Annotated in this window: 15 protein-coding genes and 1 tRNA gene; 13 read left to right on the top strand and 3 right to left on the bottom strand. The window is 61.8% G+C overall.

Annotated features, from left to right (window positions below; all coding sequences use genetic code 11):
• Both ACFP9U_RS02145 and ACFP9U_RS02140 read left to right on the top strand, forming a co-directional pair.
• The gene (locus ACFP9U_RS02145) at positions 1–753 is read left to right on the top strand and encodes an ABC transporter permease (RefSeq protein ID WP_378618675.1); all 753 of its coding nucleotides are present in this window, start codon (positions 1–3) and stop codon (positions 751–753) included.
• A gap of 2 nt (positions 754–755) precedes the next feature.
• The gene (locus ACFP9U_RS02140; RefSeq protein ID WP_378618674.1) at positions 756–1,472 is read left to right on the top strand and encodes a fumarylacetoacetate hydrolase family protein; all 717 of its coding nucleotides are present in this window, start codon (positions 756–758) and stop codon (positions 1,470–1,472) included.
• Between the two features lie 166 nt (positions 1,473–1,638).
• Here ACFP9U_RS02140 and ACFP9U_RS02135 read toward each other — a convergent pair whose 3' ends face one another.
• Complete coding sequence (locus ACFP9U_RS02135; RefSeq protein ID WP_378618672.1) at positions 1,639–1,923, bottom strand: hypothetical protein; 285 nt, start codon at positions 1,921–1,923, stop codon at positions 1,639–1,641.
• A gap of 597 nt (positions 1,924–2,520) precedes the next feature.
• On the opposite strand from ACFP9U_RS02135, the gene ACFP9U_RS02130 reads away from it, so the two are divergent.
• The 9 genes from ACFP9U_RS02130 to ACFP9U_RS02090 all read left to right on the top strand — a co-directional run bounded on the left by ACFP9U_RS02130 (position 2,521) and on the right by ACFP9U_RS02090 (position 14,642).
• The gene (locus ACFP9U_RS02130; protein ID WP_378618671.1) at positions 2,521–3,936 is read left to right on the top strand and encodes a mannose-1-phosphate guanylyltransferase/mannose-6-phosphate isomerase; all 1,416 of its coding nucleotides are present in this window, start codon (positions 2,521–2,523) and stop codon (positions 3,934–3,936) included.
• A gap of 24 nt (positions 3,937–3,960) precedes the next feature.
• Entirely contained in the window at positions 3,961–4,947 is a 987-nt protein-coding gene (gene gmd, locus ACFP9U_RS02125; RefSeq protein WP_378618669.1) for a GDP-mannose 4,6-dehydratase, read from the top strand.
• A gap of 22 nt (positions 4,948–4,969) precedes the next feature.
• Positions 4,970–5,929 (top strand): GDP-mannose 4,6-dehydratase, encoded by a 960-nt coding sequence (locus ACFP9U_RS02120; protein WP_378618668.1) that lies wholly within the window; start codon positions 4,970–4,972, stop codon positions 5,927–5,929.
• A 16-nt stretch (positions 5,930–5,945) separates the two neighbouring features.
• Positions 5,946–6,731 (top strand): ABC transporter permease, encoded by a 786-nt coding sequence (locus ACFP9U_RS02115; protein WP_378618666.1) that lies wholly within the window; start codon positions 5,946–5,948, stop codon positions 6,729–6,731.
• Positions 6,728–7,972: an ABC transporter ATP-binding protein gene (locus tag ACFP9U_RS02110; protein ID WP_378618664.1), complete on the top strand. Its 1,245-nt coding sequence runs from the start codon at positions 6,728–6,730 to the stop codon at positions 7,970–7,972. The genes ACFP9U_RS02115 and ACFP9U_RS02110 overlap by 4 nt, the downstream gene beginning before the upstream one ends.
• A gap of 121 nt (positions 7,973–8,093) precedes the next feature.
• Positions 8,094–9,536 (top strand): methyltransferase domain-containing protein, encoded by a 1,443-nt coding sequence (locus ACFP9U_RS02105; RefSeq protein ID WP_378618663.1) that lies wholly within the window; start codon positions 8,094–8,096, stop codon positions 9,534–9,536.
• Complete coding sequence (locus ACFP9U_RS02100; protein WP_378618661.1) at positions 9,536–13,246, top strand: glycosyltransferase; 3,711 nt, start codon at positions 9,536–9,538, stop codon at positions 13,244–13,246. The genes ACFP9U_RS02105 and ACFP9U_RS02100 overlap by 1 nt, the downstream gene beginning before the upstream one ends.
• A gap of 72 nt (positions 13,247–13,318) precedes the next feature.
• On the top strand, positions 13,319–13,501 hold the full coding sequence (locus tag ACFP9U_RS02095; protein WP_378618659.1) for a hypothetical protein: 183 nt from the start codon (positions 13,319–13,321) through the stop codon (positions 13,499–13,501).
• A gap of 4 nt (positions 13,502–13,505) precedes the next feature.
• A complete protein-coding gene (locus tag ACFP9U_RS02090) occupies positions 13,506–14,642 on the top strand; it encodes a glycosyltransferase family 4 protein (protein WP_378618658.1) in 1,137 nt (378 codons plus the stop codon).
• Here the strand turns inward: ACFP9U_RS02090 and ACFP9U_RS02085 are convergent.
• Together ACFP9U_RS02085 and ACFP9U_RS02080 are read right to left on the bottom strand one after the other, a co-directional pair.
• Positions 14,609–15,712, bottom strand: coding sequence for a glycosyltransferase (locus ACFP9U_RS02085; protein ID WP_378618656.1), 1,104 nt, complete (start codon positions 15,710–15,712; stop codon positions 14,609–14,611). The two genes, ACFP9U_RS02090 and ACFP9U_RS02085, sit on opposite strands and share 34 nt — an antisense overlap.
• A gap of 311 nt (positions 15,713–16,023) precedes the next feature.
• Positions 16,024–16,097, bottom strand: a tRNA-Gln gene (locus ACFP9U_RS02080).
• Positions 16,098–16,352: 255 nt separating this feature from the next.
• On the opposite strand from ACFP9U_RS02080, the gene ACFP9U_RS02075 reads away from it, so the two are divergent.
• Complete coding sequence (locus tag ACFP9U_RS02075; protein ID WP_378618655.1) at positions 16,353–17,681, top strand: Ppx/GppA phosphatase family protein; 1,329 nt, start codon at positions 16,353–16,355, stop codon at positions 17,679–17,681.
• Entirely contained in the window at positions 17,678–18,379 is a 702-nt protein-coding gene (locus tag ACFP9U_RS02070) for an RlmE family RNA methyltransferase (protein ID WP_378618653.1), read from the top strand. The genes ACFP9U_RS02075 and ACFP9U_RS02070 overlap by 4 nt, the downstream gene beginning before the upstream one ends.
• The last annotated feature ends 3 nt before the right edge of the window (positions 18,380–18,382 follow it).

The raw sequence follows: 18,382 nt of genomic DNA, 5'->3' as shown, positions 1-18,382 counted from the left end.
ATGACGTTGTTCGGCAAAAAACTACCGATGATGAGTTCGCTCATCGTCTGGCTGATCCTCTGGGAAATCATCGGCCGGTTCGAGCTCCTGATGCTGTTCCCGCCCTTCAGCGAGGTGCTGGTGGCCCTCGGCGACGTCGTCACCTCGAGCAGTTTCGCCGAGGCGATACGGATCACGGCTGTTTCCTATGTCGGCGGTCTGGCGCTGGCGCTCGTGGTGGGAATACCGATCGGCATCGCCATGGGGCTGGTTCCGGCGATCGACAAGCTTTTGAACATGTGGGTCAACACCTTCCTGTCGGCGCCGCTTTCCGCGCTCGTGCCGATCTTCATGATCCTCTTCGGGCTGGGCACGCCGACGGTGATCGTGACCGTCTTCATGTTCGCCGTCTTCATCATCATCCTCGACGCGCGCGCCGGCGTGCAGAACATCTCGTCCTCGCTTCTTGAAATGTCGCATTCCTTCGGCGCTTCGCGCTTCGAGCGCGGCAAGATCATCGTGCTTGCCGCGTTGCCGGAAATCCTCGCCGGGATCCGCCTCGGCATGATCCGCGGCGTGAAGGGCGTCGTCATCGGCCAGCTTCTGGTCTCGATTATCGGTGTCGGCGCCCTGTTTTCCCTCTACCAGCAGAACTTCCTGATGGCGCACTTCTGGGCCCTGATTCTGCTGTTGTTCGCCTTCGCCCTCACGCTCGCCGAGCTGGTGGCGCGCCTTGAAAAACGCATCGAGTACTATGCAGGAGTCAGGAGCTGACGATGTCCGAAAGTGCCCTCAAGAAGACCAACCAAGAAGCCTATGTGGTCGCGCCGCCGGCCATTGTCGCGCTGCCGGTGGAGGGGAGCGATCAGCTCTTTCCCGTCAACAGGGTCTTCTGCATCGGTCGAAACTACGCCGCCCATGCCGTCGAGATGGGTCACGATCCGGACAAGGAGCCGCCCTTCTTTTTCCTGAAGAGCGCGGGCAACGTGGCTGGCGGCGGCGAATTTCCTTACCCGAGCGAGACGTCCGACGTGCATCACGAGATCGAGATGGTCGTCGGGTTGGCAAAGGGTGGCGTCAACATTTCCGTCGATGACGCCCTCGACCATGTCTATGGCTACGGCCTCGGCCTCGACATGACGCGCCGGGACCTGCAGGCGGAGGCAAAGAAGCTGGGGCGCCCGTGGGAGGTCGCCAAGGCGTTCGAGAAATCGGCTCCCTGCGGGGCGCTCGTGCCGGCCTCCAGGATCGGCCATCCGGCGGAAGGCGCGGTGACTCTCGACGTCAACGGCGAGCGCCGCCAGGCCGGGAACCTGAACCAGATGATCTGGAAGGTGCCGGAAATGATCGCGATCCTTTCGGACTATTTCGAGCTGCAGCCGGGCGACCTGATCATGACCGGCACGCCCTCGGGCGTGAATGCCATCACCAGGGGCGACACCATGGTCGGCAGGATCGAAGGTGTGGGCGAGATCTCCGTGCGCGTGGTCTGAATGCCGCCGCTTGTCATTGCCTGATGACTGGGGGAGGCCGAGGCGGAGCGCCGTTCGCGGTGCTCCGCCTCGGTCAACAAGGGATGACGGCGTATTCCCCAAAAGCGCGGGAACGTCGGTTTGTGCGTGGCCCCGCCCGCGGCTGAGGTGGGAGGTGCAGGCAGTCTCAGGCCGCGCCTTCGCAGCCTTGCCTGCGCAAGGAGTGGTTCATGGCGGCGATCCTGCCGCGCGCCTTCCCCGCCTCGCGCGCCGTCTTTGACCGCATGTCGGGCAGGATCGAGCCGAGCGGCGGGTGGTCCCGGATCCACTCCGCCCACCTCTGGTCGATCTTGGCGTCGCGCGGCAGGCCGAAGCGGCTGGCTTCCTGGTTTCGTAGAGCGGTCAGTTCCGCGCACGAATAGCGGTCATAGGGAATGGACGAGACGACCTCGTTCAGCGTCGCCTTCGTCACGCTTTGGCATCCGGTAAGCAGACCGATCACGGCGAAGAGCGCGCCCACCCTCGCACCGCGTGATCTTTGCTCTAGGGATCGGACGCCGGTTCCGGGCAAGGTGCTTCTCCTCTGAAATCGCGTGACAGGCAATCGGCTCTGTCAAATCCTTCCGCCGTGTGGCGAACGGTCTTCGTTATCCCGCAGCCCGTCAGCAGGCCAGCGAGCACCACCATTTTGACGATGTAAGACATGTTAGCCACCAATCACCTCATGCGCCGGCCCGGAAAATCCCCGCGCTGGGTGCCAACCGAGTTGCGGCGATGAACGCCGCCTGATCCTTGCGCCGCGGTGATTCGCTACCGTGCCGACCGATCAGTTGGGCGCCGGGTGCGGTCGGCAGACAAACCGAGTCACCTTTGCGACCATGGGTGAAAACACAAAACCAGCCTCTTGACCATCGCCCAGAAGACAGTATTTTCCGCGCGATCTCGGCGTCGGCATTTAGAGCTGATGATTGCCAGAAAAAAGCCCTACAAGAGTATTAGCGACTTCGACTTGTCGTAAAAGCTGGTATCCGTGAAAAGCATCAGCGCACGTGCAGATTTGAGGGGACAGATGACCATTGTTCCGGTAATTATCAGCGGTGGCGCGGGCGCGCGGCTTTGGCCGCTCTCCCGAGAGGCGCATCCCAAGCCGTTCATCGAATTGCCCGAGGGCGGAACGCTGATCGGCAAAACCTATTTGCGGGCCACGGCACTCGCCAATGTGGATGAACTGATTACCGTCACGAGCCGTGATTCGCTGTTCCTTACGGTGGACGCCTATGCCGAGGCCGGTGAAGCATTGTGCAAAAACACGTTCCTGCTGGAGCCGGTGGGGCGCGACACGGCAGCCGCCGTTGCGCTCGCTTGCGTTCATGCGGCCGAGACGCTTGGCGGTGACACGCTTCTCCTCATTCTTCCGGCCGATCACCTGATTCAGGACGAGGTATCGTTCAGCGCGGCTGTCGAAAAGGCGGCCTCCCTGGCAACAGAGGGGGCGATCGTCACTTTCGGGATCAAGCCCGACCGCCCTGAGACGGGCTACGGCTATGTTGAGGCGGAGGACGGGAAAGTCCTGCGTTTCGTCGAGAAGCCCGACGCTCAGACGGCCGCGGACTATATGGAAAGCGGCCGTTTCTTCTGGAATTCTGGCATGTTCTGCTTTAGCGCCGAGAGCATGTTGAACGCCTTTTCGGCCCATCGGCCTGACATATTGAGCGGTGCGCGCGCAGCCTATCTGGCCGCGCGACGCAGCGATTCCTCCGATCGTGTGGTTTACGAGATCGACAAGGAGACCTTCGCCGAGACGCCCGCCACGTCGATCGACTATGCGGTGATGGAAAAGGCGGACAACATGGCCTGCGTTCCGGTCGATTGCGGCTGGTCGGATATCGGCTCCTGGTCCGCGGTGGCCGAACTGCTGGAACCGGACGAGAAGAACAACCGGGCGACGGGCGAGACGATCCTGGAGGACACGACCAACTGCTTCGTGCATGCCGAGGACAGGCTGGTGGGCCTCGTCGGCGTTTCCGACCTGCTTGTCATCGACACGCCGGATGCGTTGCTTGTGGCCGACAAGGGCAAGGCACAGCAGGTCAAGTCGGTCTTCAACCGCCTGAGAGCGCAGGGGCACGAGGCGGCAAAGCTTCACCGTACCGCGCACCGCCCCTGGGGCACCTACACGGTGCTCGAGGAAGGGGACCGCTTCAAGATCAAGCGCATTGAGGTGAAGCCTGGGCACCGGCTTTCCCTGCAGGCCCACCACCACCGCTCCGAGCACTGGGTGGTGGTGTCGGGAACGGCGCGCGTGATGAATGGCGACCGCGAGGTCCTGCTGTCTACCAACCAGTCGACTTACATTCCCTGCGGACACAAGCACCGGATGGAAAATCCCGGCATCCTGCCTCTCGTCCTGATCGAGGTGCAGAGCGGCGAGTATCTGGGTGAAGACGACATCGTCCGGTTCGATGATGTCTATGGGCGGACCTAACTCACACCAAGCAGAGAGTTCCTAATGAAGAAAGTGACGCTGATCACCGGGGTGACCGGGCAGGATGGAGCCTATCTATCCAAGTTCCTGCTTGATCAGGGCTATGAAGTCCACGGACTGTTGCGTCGCAGCGCATCTGCCGATGTCGTCGATGCTCGTCTGAAATGGCTCGGAATCAACGGCAAGATCAAGCTCCATGACGGCAATCTCACGGATCTTTCGGGCCTTATTCGCGTCATGCAGGAGGTCCGTCCTGCCGAGGTCTACAACCTCGCAGCACAATCTTTCGTCAAGTCGTCCTGGCAGCAGCCGCTGCTGACGGGGCAAGTGACCGGAGTGGGCGCGGCCAACATGCTGGAGGCCGTCCGTATCGCCTGTCCGGAGGCGCGCTTCTACCAGGCGTCTTCCTCGGAAATGTTCGGGCTTATCCAGGAGCCGGTGCAATCTGAGACGACGCCATTCTATCCGCGCTCTCCCTATGCGGCCGCAAAGCTTTATGCGCACTGGATGACGGTAAATTACCGGGAAAGCTTTCACATGCACGCTTCGAGCGGCATCCTCTTCAACCATGAATCGCCGCTGCGTGGCATCGAGTTTGTGACGCGCAAGATCACCGACGGCGTGGCCCGTATCAAGCTTGGGCTTGAGAAGACGCTGGCGCTCGGTAATCTTGACGCAAAGCGGGACTGGGGGCACGCGCGCGATTACGTGAAGGCCATGTGGCTCATGCTGCAGCAGGATAAGCCCGACGACTATGTGATCGCGACCGGCCGAACGGCTTCCGTCCGTGAATTCTGCCAGCTGGCCTTTGGCCATGTGGGGCTGAAGATGGAAGACCACGTCGTCGTGGACGAACGGTTCCTGCGGCCCGCCGAGGTGGACGTCCTCCTGGGAAATCCGGCCAAGGCGAAGCAGAAGCTGGGATGGGCGCCGGAGACCTCGTTGGAAGACCTCGTCGGCGAGATGGTTGAAGCGGATCTTCAACGCCTGAGAGGTCAAGAGCATCTGTAAGCGCATTACAGAGGCAGGCTCTATGCATGTTCTGATCACTGGAGGAGCAGGATTTGTAGGATCGCATGTGGTGCGGGCGTTGCGGCAGGACTTCGGCGAAGGGGTCGGCCTCATCGTGACGTCCAAGGGTGCGGCGCATGCGGATGCAAAAGGACTGCATACACTCGATGTGACCAACCGTGAGGCCGTGCGGGAGGCGATCGAACGCTGGCAACCCGCGCATGTGATCCATCTGGCGGGGATTGCCGCGCCGCGAGCGGCCGCGGCCGACCCGGATCTGGCCTGGCGCGTCCATGTTTTCGGCGCACTCAATCTCGCGCACGCCATTCTGGACAAGGCCCCGCATTGTCAACTGATCCATGTCGGCTCCGGCCTCATCTATGGCGATAGCGCCCGCGCAGGCGTGCCTCTTGACGAGAGTGCGGTCCCGGCCCCCATGGACGACTACGGCGTGACCAAGGCTGCCGCGGACCTCGCGATCGGCGCTTTGGCGCAGCGGGGTCTGCGGTCGGTCCGCTTCCGGCCCTTCAATCACACGGGGCCGGGGCAAAGCGAAGACTTTGTCGTGCCGGCCTTCGCGATGCAGATCGCCCGCATTGAAGCGGGGCTCGCCGAGCCGGTGCTGCGTGTTGGCAATCTCGATTCCGAGCGTGACTTTCTGGACGTTCGCGATGTTGCGCTTTGTTATGCCCTTGCTGTAGCGAAAGCGGATTCGATCGAGCCGGGAACGATACTGAACGTTGCCTCTGGAAAGGCCCTGCGCATCGGGAGTATCCTCGATATGCTTCTCTCCCTTGCGACCTCCAGGATAAAGGTCGAGCCGGACCCCGCGCGCATGCGGGCGAGCGACATTCAGCGCGTCGTCGGCGATGCCGGCAGGGCACAGGACCTCCTTGGATGGAAGCCGGGCTATCGGTTCGAACAAACTTTGGCCGATATCCTCGATGATAGCCGTCATCGCGTCGCGGGGCAGGGTCTGTAAAAAAGAGAGAAGGGACATGCTGAGCGCGCTCTGGCGTTATCGATATTTCGTGATGGCCTCGATCGTCGGGGAACTGAGAGGGCGTTTCGCGCGCTCGCGGCTGGGCCTGCTCTGGTCGATCCTGCACCCGCTTGCCCAGGCGGCCATCTTCGCGCTCGTCCTGGCGGAGGTCCTCGGCGCGAAGCTCGGCGGTATCGACGACAAGGCTGCCTATCCGATGTACCTCTTGGCGGGAATGGCCGCCTGGACGCTGTTCAGCGAAATCGTAAGCCGCAGCATGACGGTTTTCATCGAATATTCCGCGACACTCAAGAAGATCGCCTTTCCAAGAATCTGCCTTCCGGTGATCGTGTGGGGAAGCGCGCTGGTCAACCATGCGCTGTTGCTCGTGGCGATCGCCGTGGTCTTCCTGTTCCTGGGCAAGGTGCCGGGCGCGGCCTGGCTCGCGCTGCCGCTCGGCATCCTGTTGATCTCCGTCTTCGCCTTCGGCCTCGGCATGCTGCTCGGCGTCTTCAACGTCTTCGTGCGCGACATCGGCCAGGCGGTGGGTGTCGTCCTCCAGCTCTGGTTCTGGCTCACCCCGATCGTCTATCCCGTCTCGGTCGTGCCGGATCATCTGCGCTGGGTGATCAACCTCAACCCCATGGTTCCGCTGGTGGAAATCTATCACGAGGCGATGGTGTTCGATCGCTGGCCGGATCTTGCGCCTCTGGTCGTTCCCGTGATCCTGTCGGCCGTGCTGCTCGTCCTGTCGTTCATGGTCTTCAAGCGCGCCAGCCCTGAACTGGTGGATGCGCTATGAAACCGGTCGTGCTTCATGTTGAGGGTGTCGGCAAGTGCTATGCAGCCTATTCGTCCAATATGGCCCGCTTCGCCTCCTGGTTCGGCGCCAAGGTGCGTCCAGTCAGCGAATCCTGGGCCGTGCGCGACGTCGGTTTCACCCTGAACCGCGGCGAGGCGCTGGCGCTCATCGGGCAGAACGGCGCCGGCAAGAGCACGCTGCTCAAGCTGATAACGGGCACGGTGCGGCCGACGACGGGCCGCATCTCCGTTGCCGGGCGCATCAGCGCCATCCTGGAGCTGGGGCTCGGCTTCAACCCCGAATTCACCGGCCGGCAGAACGTCTACCAGGCGGGCGGCCTGATGGGGTTTTCCCAGGAGGAGCTCACCCGCCTCATGCCCGAGATCGAGGACTTCGCCGAGCTCGACGAATATTTCGACGAGCCCCTGCGCGTCTATTCCTCCGGTATGCAGGCGCGCCTCGCCTTCTCGCTGGCCACCGCCGTGCGGCCGGAGGTGCTCATCGTCGACGAGGTCCTGTCCGTCGGCGACAGCTATTTCCAGCACAAGAGCTTCGACCGCATCCGCCGGTTCAAGGAGGAAGGCACGGCAATCCTCTTCGTCACCCACAGCATGGGCGACGTGCGCGCCCTGTGCGAACGGGTCATCCTCCTCGACCAGGGAAAGGTTCTGCGCGACGGCGCCCCCGACGAGGTGGTGGACTACTATAACGCGCTGATCGCCGAAAAGGACAACGCGCGGCTCACCGTGGAGCAGCGGCGCGAAAGCAACGGGTGGCAATACACGCGCTCGGGCACGTTCGAGGTCTCCACGAAGAAGGTGGAACTGCTCGACGGGGAAACGTTCGAACCCGTGGCGACTGCCCGCGTGGGGCAGGAGCTCGTCCTGCGCCTCACCGCTCGCGCGGAATCGGACATTCCACAGCTCGTTCTCGGCTACATGCTGCGCGACCGCACCGGTCATGTGATCTGGGGCACCAACACCTGGCATACCGAACAGGTGCAGCGAGGGGTCAGGAAAGGTGACGAGATCGAGTTCGCACTGGGCTTTCCATGCAACCTCGGGCCAGGGTCATATTCTTTCACGCCCGCTCTTACGGGCAGCGACACGCATCTTGAGAGCAATTACGAATGGCAGGACAACGCCATCATCTTCGATGTCGTGAATGCGGACATGCCGTATTTCATCGGCACGTCGCACCTGCCAGCAACTTTCTCTGTACGGAGAATGGTCCATGAGTGATCTCCAGGAGCATGAAGCCGACCTGCACTCATATGGAGAAACGGAGGCTGGCTTCTATCGCGCTTTCGAAGACAGGTTTCGCGGCGCCCGCAAGGTCATCCGTAGCCGCCTCGAAGCTTATTTGCCCTTCATCGAGCCTCTGAAGCAGGTTAGCGACAAGACGGAAGCAGTGGATCTGGGCTGCGGCCGGGGGGAATGGCTGCAATTCCTTCGCGACCAGGAGTTCCAAGCACAAGGGGTGGATCTGGACGAGGGAATGCTGGCGAGCTGCCGTAAGCGCGGTCTTAAGGCGCGGAAGGGGGACGCACTCGAGTTTCTCCGGGAGATGCCTGACGACAGCCAGGTGATCGTGTCCGGTTTCCACATCGCCGAGCACCTGCCCTTCGCCAAGCTCCAGCGTCTCGTCCGGGAAGCCCACCGGGTCTTGATGCCTGGCGGGCTGCTCATTCTGGAGACCCCGAACCCCGAAAATTTCAGGGTATCGACGCTGTCGTTCTATATGGATCCCACCCACCTCAACCCGCTGCCGCCCGACCTCTTGAGCTTTCTGACCGAGTTTGCCGGTTTCAAGAGGAACAAGGTCATCCGCCTTCAGGAGAACGAACGGCTGAGAGCCGCGTCTTCCGCGTCATTGGATGAAGTTCTGGGTGGAGCCAGCCCGGACTTTGCGGTCGTCGCACAGAAGGAGAGCGATGCCGCCGCAATGGCGCTTTTCGACGAACCCTTCGGCAAGGAATACGGACTGGGCGCTTCTACCCTTGTCGAGCGGTTCGACCGCGCGCTCAGTGGGCAGGACGAGAAGGTGGAAGCGCTTGCTGCCGCTGTCGAGGAGGAGCGTCTCGCACGGTCGCATCTGTCTTCGCAGTTTGAAGAGATGCAATCGGCGCTGACGATCGCGCTCGAGGAGGAGCGCCTTGCACGCTCTCGCCTATCTTCCGAATTTGAGGAGATGCAATCGGCGCTGACGACCGCGCTCGATGAGGAGCGCCTTGCGCGCTCTCGCTTGTCCTCCGAATTTGAGGAGATGCAATCGGCGCTGACGACCGCGCTCGATGAGGAGCGCCTTGCACGCTCTCGTCTGTCCTCCGAACTTGAAGAGATGCAGTCGGCGCTGTCGAATCTTCCCGCAAAAATCGAAGAGGAACACGCAGCAAGACGACGGCAGGCAGAGGCCAGCTTGGCGGCTGTCTACGCCTCCACCTCCTGGCGCATCACCGCTCCATTACGCGCTGTCTCCGAGTGGGGGAGGTGGTTTGTGAATGGCTCCCGAGCCTGGCTGACGCTCAAGCCCGGCACGCGGCCACGGCGGGTTGCGCGGGCGCTCATAGTGCGACTCGAACGGTTTGTTCTGGCACGTCCCTGGTCCGCGGCAGGAGCTAAGTGGCTTTTACGCCGCTTACCGCCGCCTCTTGAGACGCGCCTGCGACGCACAGTTCGCCCGCCGGCCCCTGCGCCTGTCATCCAGCAAGAAGGGGAACAAGTGTTGCCGAGCCTCTCGCCGCGTGCCCGGCAGGTCCATGCAATGCTGAAAACAGCCTTGGCGGAAGGAGGGAAAGCCACCTGATGCGCATCGTCATTGATATGCAGGCTGCGCAAACGGGAAGCGCCAAGCGCGGAATTGGCCGGTATACGATGGGGCTCCTCAAAGGGCTGCTGGCCAAAAAAGACCAACACGAAATAATCCTCGCCCTCAGCGATCTTCAGGCCCACACAGTCGATTCCCTGCACCAGGAACTTATCAGCCATGTTCCTCCTGACAATGTTGTCATGTGGCGAGGGGTAGGCCCTACTGCGTGGGAGAATCCAGCTAACCATTGGAGGCGACCTGCAAGCGAAGCGGTGCGAGAAACCTTTCTGGCTGGTCTAAATCCTGATGTGTTGCTGGTACCGAGCGTCATCGAGGGGTTTAGCGACGAGGTAGCTGTCAGTCTGAAAACTTCACAATATTCTCCTCCAACAGCTGCAATATTATATGATTTGATTCCTCTTTCCTTTCCGAAGAAGTATTTATGCACTAGTCAAATAGCTGAATGGTATAGAACGTGCGTTGATCGTCTTCGGAGAGCTGATTTATTGCTCGCCATTTCTGAGCACGCTCGGAAGGACGGGATCGAGCGGCTGCACCTTCATGAGAAGCGGATTGTCTCCATACTTGCAGGCATAGATCCCAAGTTCCGTCCTCAGAAGATTGACGCCGAGGCGGAAGCAACACTCCGCACCAAGTTCGGACTTGCCCGGCCGTTTATCCTCACCGCCGGCGGCGCGGAGCCCCGAAAGAACGTGGAGCGCCTGATCGCAGCTTTCGCGAAGTTGCCATCGTCATTGCGCGAAGCCTATCAAATAGCCGTTCTTGGGTGCGGCGATGATCAGCAAACATGGCTTGTTGGTGATCATTGGCGTGCGGAGAACGGCCTGCCGCGCGGATCAGTTGTCCCGCTCGGTCACGTGACGGACGCGGAGCTGGTCGGGCTCTATACCTTATGCTCAGCGTTCGTTTTCCCGTCCTGGTTCGAGGGCTTCGGATTTCCGCCACTTGAGGCCATGGCCTGCGGTGCGCCCGTTATTTCCTCAGGAGAAACCAGCCTCCAGGAGGTCATAGAGCGGCAAGACATTTTGTTTGATCCCTATGACGTGAACGCGATCGCGGAGAAGGTGGAGGCCGTCCTCACGGATGAAGCGCTTCGTGCTGATCTGGCAGAATGGGGCCCGGAGCGCGCTCGCTGCTTCACCTGGGAAAGGAGTGCGGAAATTGCCCTTCGGGCGATGGAGCGTCTCCATGCGGAAGCGGTATCTGCCCCGCCTCCCAGACCCCAAGCCCTGACGGCGGCACTCGTCAAAGAAATTGCCGCCTTACCGCGTGATAGGTCAGAGCCTTCAGAGAAGGACATCCTGGTACTGGCGGATGCAATCGCGGCCAATGAGGCAGAGGTGCGCCGTCGGCCGCGTGCCGACGCTCTGCCGCCAACGCTTAAATGGCGAATGGAGGGGCCGTTCGACAGCAGTTACAGCCTGGCACTCCTGAACAGGGAATTTGCCCGTGCGCTCGATGGCCTTGGACACAACGTTGCGCTGCACTCTACGGAAGGGCCGGGAGATTTTCCGCCCAATCCTGCTTTTCTTGACGCCAATCCGGATCTGGCAAGGCTTCACGACGCTTCCGGCTCGATGGCGCCCGATATGGTACATGTGGTCAGTCGGAACCTCTATCCACCCCGCGTTGCCGATATTGCGGGCACGACTGCACTGCTTCACAGCTATGGATGGGAAGAATCGGGTTTCCCTCAGGACTGGGCAGACAGTTTCAGCGCCTATCTGGACGGTATGACCTGCATGTCCCGCCATGTCGAAAAGGTCATGATTGACCATGGCGTGACTTGCCGCCTCGGTGTTGCATCCCTCGGCGTCGATCATTGGGAAAGGGTAAGCCCTGACCCAGCTTTCCAGCTAGAGACGAATGGATCCTTTCGATTCCTGCACGTCTCTTCTTGTTTCCCGAGAAAAGGCGTACGGGAAATGCTTGAGGCCTATGGTCGTGCCTTCACCGCCAATGACGATGTGGCACTGGTGATCAAGACTTTTCCCAATCCCCATAACGAGGTCCGGAAATGGCTGACGGCGGCTAGGGCGGACAGAGAGGACTTTCCCGAAGTCGTCATCATCGAAGACGACCTTTCTGATGGACAATTGAAAGCGCTTTATCTGCAAAGCCAAGCTTTGGTTGCACCAAGCAAGGCGGAAGGTTTCGGTTTGCCTCTGGCCGAAGCCATGCTTTCCGGACTGGCTGTCGTCACGACCGGCTGGAGTGGCCAAATGGATTTCTGCGACGAGCAGACCGCATGGCTCGTGGACTACGATTTCGAAAGGGCGGAATCGCATTTCGGCGTCTTTTCTTCGGCATGGGCGCGCCCGCGCGTTGACGATCTCGCCGCCAAGATGCGGGAGGTTTTCGAAGTCGGGGAACCGGTACGCAGGGAGCGTTCCCGTGCTGGCCGGCAAAGACTTCTTGAACAATTCCGTTGGCGGGACGTAGCCGAGCGTAGCGTTGCCTTCGCTCGCAATTGTGCCACCGAGCCGACGGCCGGAATGCCGAAGGTGGGCTGGGTAACGACCTGGAACACGCGTTGCGGGATCGCCACCTATTCGGATCATCTGATCAGCAATACGTCGTCGAGCCTCAGCATCTTGGCGCCTGACAATCAGGAAATCACCAGCATTGACGGTTCCGATGTAAGTCGCTGCTGGTCGGTTGGGGGGGGGGCCGACTTACGACGCTTGCAGGGTGAGGTGGCGCGCCTGGACCTTGATGTGGTCATTGTGCAGTTCAACTATGGCTTTTTCGACTTTGAGGCGCTCAGGCGTTTTCTGGACACCCTTATGGATGAAGGGCGTCTTGTCGTCGTCACTTTACATTCCACAATGGATCCTGCGGGAGACCCGAAAAAGCGGCTGGAATTGTTGCGCGAGCCGCTGTCACGCTGCGCACGTATTCTCGTCCACTCCATCCCGGACCTTAATCGTCTGAAGGCGCTGGGATTGGTGGATAATGTCACGCTCTTCCCCCATGGGATCATGGACCATGGGCTGACCGAAACCTCGAGCAAGACCAATGTCGAAAGAGAATTCGTCATTGGGTCTTACGGATTCTTTTTGCCTAACAAAGGTCTCATTGAGCTCATTGAGGCTGTATCGCTTCTTAATGACCGGCAGTGTCGTGTAAAACTGAAGCTGGTCAATGCGGAATATCCCGTTCCCGTATCACGTGATTTGATCGAGCAGGCAAAGGCGCTGATTGCCCGGAAAGGGCTGCAGGACATAATTGAACTGGAAACGTCTTTTCTCAAAGACGAAGAAAGCCTGGCCCGCTTGGTTGAAACGGACGTCATCGTTTTCCCCTATCAAAAGACAGGTGAATCTTCCAGCGCGGCGGTCCGTTACGGCCTCGCCACCGGCAAACCCATTGCCGTGACACCACTGCCGATTTTCGATGATGTATCACCTGCTGTATTTCATCTTCCGGGGTGCTCTGCCGAGGACATTGCCAACGGGCTGGAAGATCTAAGGCAGCAGATTTTAAGCGATTCCACGTCCTATCGGGAAATCATTCAGCAGGCGGAGAATTGGCGCGCCCAACATCGCTACTCTCGACTCGGGCACAGGCTGGAGGGAATGCTGGTTGCCCTGATGCGCAAGCACTCTGAACAGAGGTCGGCAAGATCCGAGCAGGGGGAGCCGCATGAAGCACATCATCCGGATTCCGTTCTTCAACAAGCCTGAGATGCTGCCGGTTACGCTGAAAGAAGGGGTACGGGGGATCGCCCGAACGCTGCCCGCGAGCCTGTTTTCCGAATGAACCAGCCAACGCCTCCCCCGTCGGACATCGCCCTCTTCCACAACTACTTCGCCAGCCGGGGGGGCGGGGAGCGGCTTGTGCTGGGGCTCGGAGGCGACAATGTCGTCGTCGCCAACTCGCAGAATACCCGTGCCCGCATCAGCCGCTATCTCGGCTGTGAAATATTCGGAGGCGATTGACGCCATGCATGTGGGCGTTGATGTCCGCAACCTGACTGCAGGTCCGATCACCGGCATTTCCCGTGTTCTCATCCAAACGGCAAAGGAACTCTCCCGCAAGGGCGCACGGTTCACATTCTACTGGCCAGGCAACCGCCACGCCTCGCCGCTCGATGACATTGCCGATGCGCATCATGTAACGGGTTCCTTTGCTGGCACTGTTGGACGTCTCGTCTGGAGCGCATCAGAGCTTCCCTGGGCGGTACGCAGAGCACCGCCGGATGTTTTCTGGGGGCCGGCGCACCGGTTGCCGTTTTTTATGCCCAGTCATGTTCCCATGGTGGTGACCATTCACGACCTCGTCTGGCATCGCTACCCTAAGACCATGGCCCCAGGCCGGCACCTCACCGACCGTATGCTTATGCAAGCGGCCATCCGAAGGGCAGACCGCATTGTTGCCGTTTCCAAGGCCACTGCGAAAGATCTCACATCGGTGTTCGGCGTATCACAAATTGACGTCGTCTACCCCGGCGCGACGCAGACGCATGTTCGCTCTGACGAACCTCTATTGCCCCCTGCCTACCTTGTGGATAAGCCCTATGCTCTGTTCGTCGGCACGCTGGAACCGCGCAAGAATCTGGAGCGGCTGCTGCGCGCTTTTGTTCTCGCACGCGGGGGCGGCAGCAAGAATTGGCATCTGGTTGTCGCAGGCGGAAAAGGCTGGAAGGACCACCAGGTCAGGCAGACTTTGGAGCCGCTGGTTGCATCCGGATATGTCCATGTCACCGGCTATGTAAGCGAGGCCGAACTTTCTGCTCTCTATGCTGGTGCCCGCTTTCTGGCGCTCCCTTCCCTCTATGAGGGATTTGGGCTGCCTATCATCGAGGCCCAGCAGTATGGTATCCCGGTTCTGGCCTCTCATTGCGGTTCCCTGCCGGAAGTCGCGGGATCGGGGGGGCTCATCGTGGATCCCCGGAACGAACAGGAAATAGCCTCCGCTATGGAAAGGCTGTTTGCAAGCGACGATCTCCATGCGTCGCTTGCCTTTGCCGCACGTGAAAACGTTCGGCGGTTCACATGGGACAAATGCGCCGATGGGATGATCGCTGCGTTCGAGGCAGCACGGAGTCACTCCGTGTTGCGCGCAGCAAGCCGCTCGTAAAGCCTGAGATAGGCGCGGCACATATCCTCGGCCCGGAAGAGCTGCTCGAAGCGCGTGTGCGCGTTCCGCCCCATTTGCGTCGCCTCGTCGGGATTTTCCGCCAGCCAGGCCATTGCGCTTGCGAGCTCCTGTGCGTCGGCAGGGGCGACCGTGATGCCGGTCTGGCCGTCGGCGTTGACGTAGCTCGTCCCAGAGCCCATTTTGCAGGAGATCATCGGCTTTCCCGCCCGCGCGGCTTCCAGAAGCGCCACACCGAAGGCTTCCGAGCGCAAGTGCGAGGGAAAGACGAAGGCCCGGCAGAGGGACAGAAGCGCTTCCTTGTCCGTCTCCGAAACCGCGCCGACGAGGGTGACGTTCGCGGGCGCGTTGGCTGCCGCCCATCCTTCCAGATTGCCGCTTCCCGCAACGACGACGGGCAGCCCCGTGCGCTCGGCGGCTTCGATCAGGAAGGGCAGGCCCTTGTAGTAGCGCAGCGCGCCGATGAAGAGGAAGAAACTGTCGCCCACCCGCCGGTGCCAACGATCCAGATCCGCGGTCGCCGGCGGCACCCTGTCTGCCGCGCCGATCGGAATGATCGACAGCCTGGCGCGATGGTGCCTCAGGACCGGGCTTGTTTCGGCATAGTCGGGCGAGGTCGCCACGATCGCGTCCGCCCGATCAAGAAAGCGCCGCATAAGGGGCAGGTAGAGGCGCTTGAGATAACGCTGGCGCACGATGTCGGAATGGTAGGTGACCAGGGCGGGCTTGCCGCGGCCATGGAGAAAATAAAGCGCGTCGGCCACTGGCCAGGGGAAGTGATAGTGCACCACGTCCGCCATCCCGGCGAGCGCGCGAAAGCGCGTGAAGACGGAGAGCGAAAGCCCGGTCGAAGCGATCTGCAGGTCCTGCCTGGCGTGATGGGCGTAATGGCTGCCCACGCGCAACGGCCCCTCGCGCTTTTCCCTGGAAAGGGAAAGCACGTGGCTCTCCACGCCGTGGGGCGCCAATCCCTCCGCCAGGGTGTGTATGACGCGCGCCACGCCCGTGAAGTCGTCAGGCAGGTAGGCTTTGTAGACGTGGAGAACTTTCAATGCATCCCGGTGTCTGGAAAACGCGCAACGGCGACCCTGTTCCAAATGCGGCTGAGAAGGGATGGATCCTCCTTCTCACCCCTGAAGCCGGATCGAGTCGAGCAGAGTGATACCCTGTCCCGCCTCGCTTGGAAATCATTTTCAATCGTGCGTGCGGACCGTTCTCGGCACCTTCACGTGTGTTCGTGCGGCCCGAAGGTCGGCGTCCGCAGCTTCATCTCATGGCGCCATTCGCGCCAATGGCGACGAGCAGCGCCATGAGCACGGGGTCGATGAAGAGCCGAGCAGGCCAACGAAACCTAGAAAATTTCTGGCTGGGGAACCTGGATTCGAACCAGGACTGACGGAGTCAGAGTCCGCTGTTCTACCGTTAAACTATTCCCCAATGCCGGCCAGAGCCCTGGCGGCGTGGCTCCACGCTATTTATCGATCTGCATGCAATAGTCAACCCGGGCCGGTTTCATTGTCGACCCCGGATCCGTCGGGTCGCATCCGTCTTGGTGGCGCGGCGTGACGGTCTTGTCCGGATTCTTTCGCCTGTGCTCTTGGTCAAAACGCGCCCCGCTGCTACTGTGTCGCCAACATGGAATGTCAGACGCCTGCAGCGCCCCTTGGTGCGCGCGGCGCAGAAGGAACAGCGGTGGACGAGCACGAGCAAGGTGACGCGCCACCGGTCGCGGAACTCGTTCGCGATCACGTCTCGGCCGGGGGCGACGTGGCCGAAGAACAGGGGGAGCCCCCGCAGGCGCTCCTTTCGGGTTTCGCGGGCGATGGCCCGGCGAAACGCAAGCGCAAACGCAGGAGAAAGCGTGGGCGCCGCCGCGTCTTTGTCCGTGACGGGGCAGAGTGCGAGACGCGTCCGCAACCTGCGGCGGCCGTCCCGCCGACCGGATCCAGCGAACCGGAGACCCTGCGCCGCGGCCGCGCCTATGCGGCGCGCCTGACCTATTCCCGATCGGACGAAACCTTCTATGCCGCCCTGGATCTCGGCACGAACAACTGTCGCCTGCTCGTCGCCACGCCGGGCCGCCCGGGCTGCTTTCGGGTGGTGGATGCATTCTCCCGCATCGTGCGGCTGGGCGAAGGGCTCTCCTCGAGCGGGCGTTTGACCCAGGCGGCCATGGACCGCGCCGTCGAGGCGCTGGCGGTTTGCGCGGAGAAGCTGGGCAATCGCAGGCTCGCCGGCCTGCGCATGATCGCCACGGAGGCCTGCCGCTCGGCCGAGAACGGAGGCCATTTCATCGAACGCGTGCACAGCGAGACCGGGCTTTCGCTGGAGATCATCGATCGGCGCACCGAGGCGCGCCTCGCCGTCTCCGGCTGCAGTTCGCTGGTCACCCGCGAGACCGACGGTCTCGTCCTGTTCGATATCGGCGGCGGCTCGTCGGAGATCGCGCTCATCGACCTGTCGCGCCACCGCACGCCGCGCCTGGCGGACCATATCGTCTCCTGGACCTCGCTGCCCGTTGGCGTAGTTTCGCTCGCCGAGCGCTTCGGCGGCCGTGATGTCACGCGCGAGCGCTTCGAGGCGATGGTGGCGCATGTGTCGGCCATGCTCGAGCGCTTTGACGGGGGTGGGCGGCTGGCCCATCTCGTTTCCGGGGAACGTTTCCACCTTCTGGGCACATCCGGCACGGTGACGACGCTGGCCGGCGTGCATCTCGGCCTGAGGCGGTATGACCGCCGGCGCGTCGACGGGCTGTGGATGGAACGCGACAACGTCGACCGGATGATCGAGACCATCCTCGGCTGGAGCTTCGAGCAACGCAAGGCCAATCCCTGCATCGGCGCGGAGCGGGCCGACCTCGTGCTCGCCGGCTGCGCGATCCTCGAGGCCATCCGCCGCCAGTGGCCGGCCGAGCGCCTGCGGGTGGCCGACCGCGGCCTGCGCGAGGGCATGCTCAACGAGATGATGGCGCGTGACGGGGTGTGGCGGCGCCGGAAGCGCCCGAGGGTCGAAGCCGGATGAAGAAGGGGGCGAAGGCCGGCGCCGGCGCGCGTGCGCTCAGGACACGGGTGAAGAAGAAGCGCGGCCTGAAGAACTCCTCCCGCCGCTGGCTGGAGCGCCACCTGAACGATCCTTACGTGCATCGTGCCAGCGCGGAGGGCATGCGCTCGCGCGCCGCCTACAAGCTGGCGGAGATCGACGACAGGTACGGGATCCTGAAACCCGGCATGAAGGTGATCGATCTGGGGGCCGCCCCCGGCGGCTGGTCGCAGGTGGCGGCCGAGCGCGTGCGCTCCGATCCCGAAAGTCCGAGCGTCGTGGGCATCGACTATCTGGAGATGGACCCGGTGCCGGGCGCGGCCATTTTGCAGACCGACTTTCTGGACGACGACGCGCCGGACCGGCTGATCGCGCTCCTGGGCGGCCCGCCCGATGTCGTTTTGTCCGACATGGCCGCACCGACCACCGGCCACCGCCGCACAGACCATCTGCGCACCATGCATTTGTGCGAGGCGGCGGCTGACTTCGCCGTCAACGTGCTGGCCCCCGGCGGGCACTTCCTCGCCAAAACCTTTCAGGGCGGGGCGGAGGCGGCGCTGCTTTCCATGCTCAAGCGCAATTTCCGCTTCGTCCACCACGTCAAGCCGCCCGCCTCGCGCAGCGAGTCGGTGGAGCTCTACCTGCTCGCCAGGGAGTTCAAGAGCGCCGCGCCTGCCTGAGCC

Source organism: Nitratireductor sp. GCM10026969 (assembly GCF_042660605.1).
GTDB lineage: Bacteria > Pseudomonadota > Alphaproteobacteria > Rhizobiales > Rhizobiaceae > Chelativorans.
The sequence above is the reverse complement of the archived record's forward strand: the minus strand, read 5'-3'. Positions and strand labels throughout refer to the sequence as shown.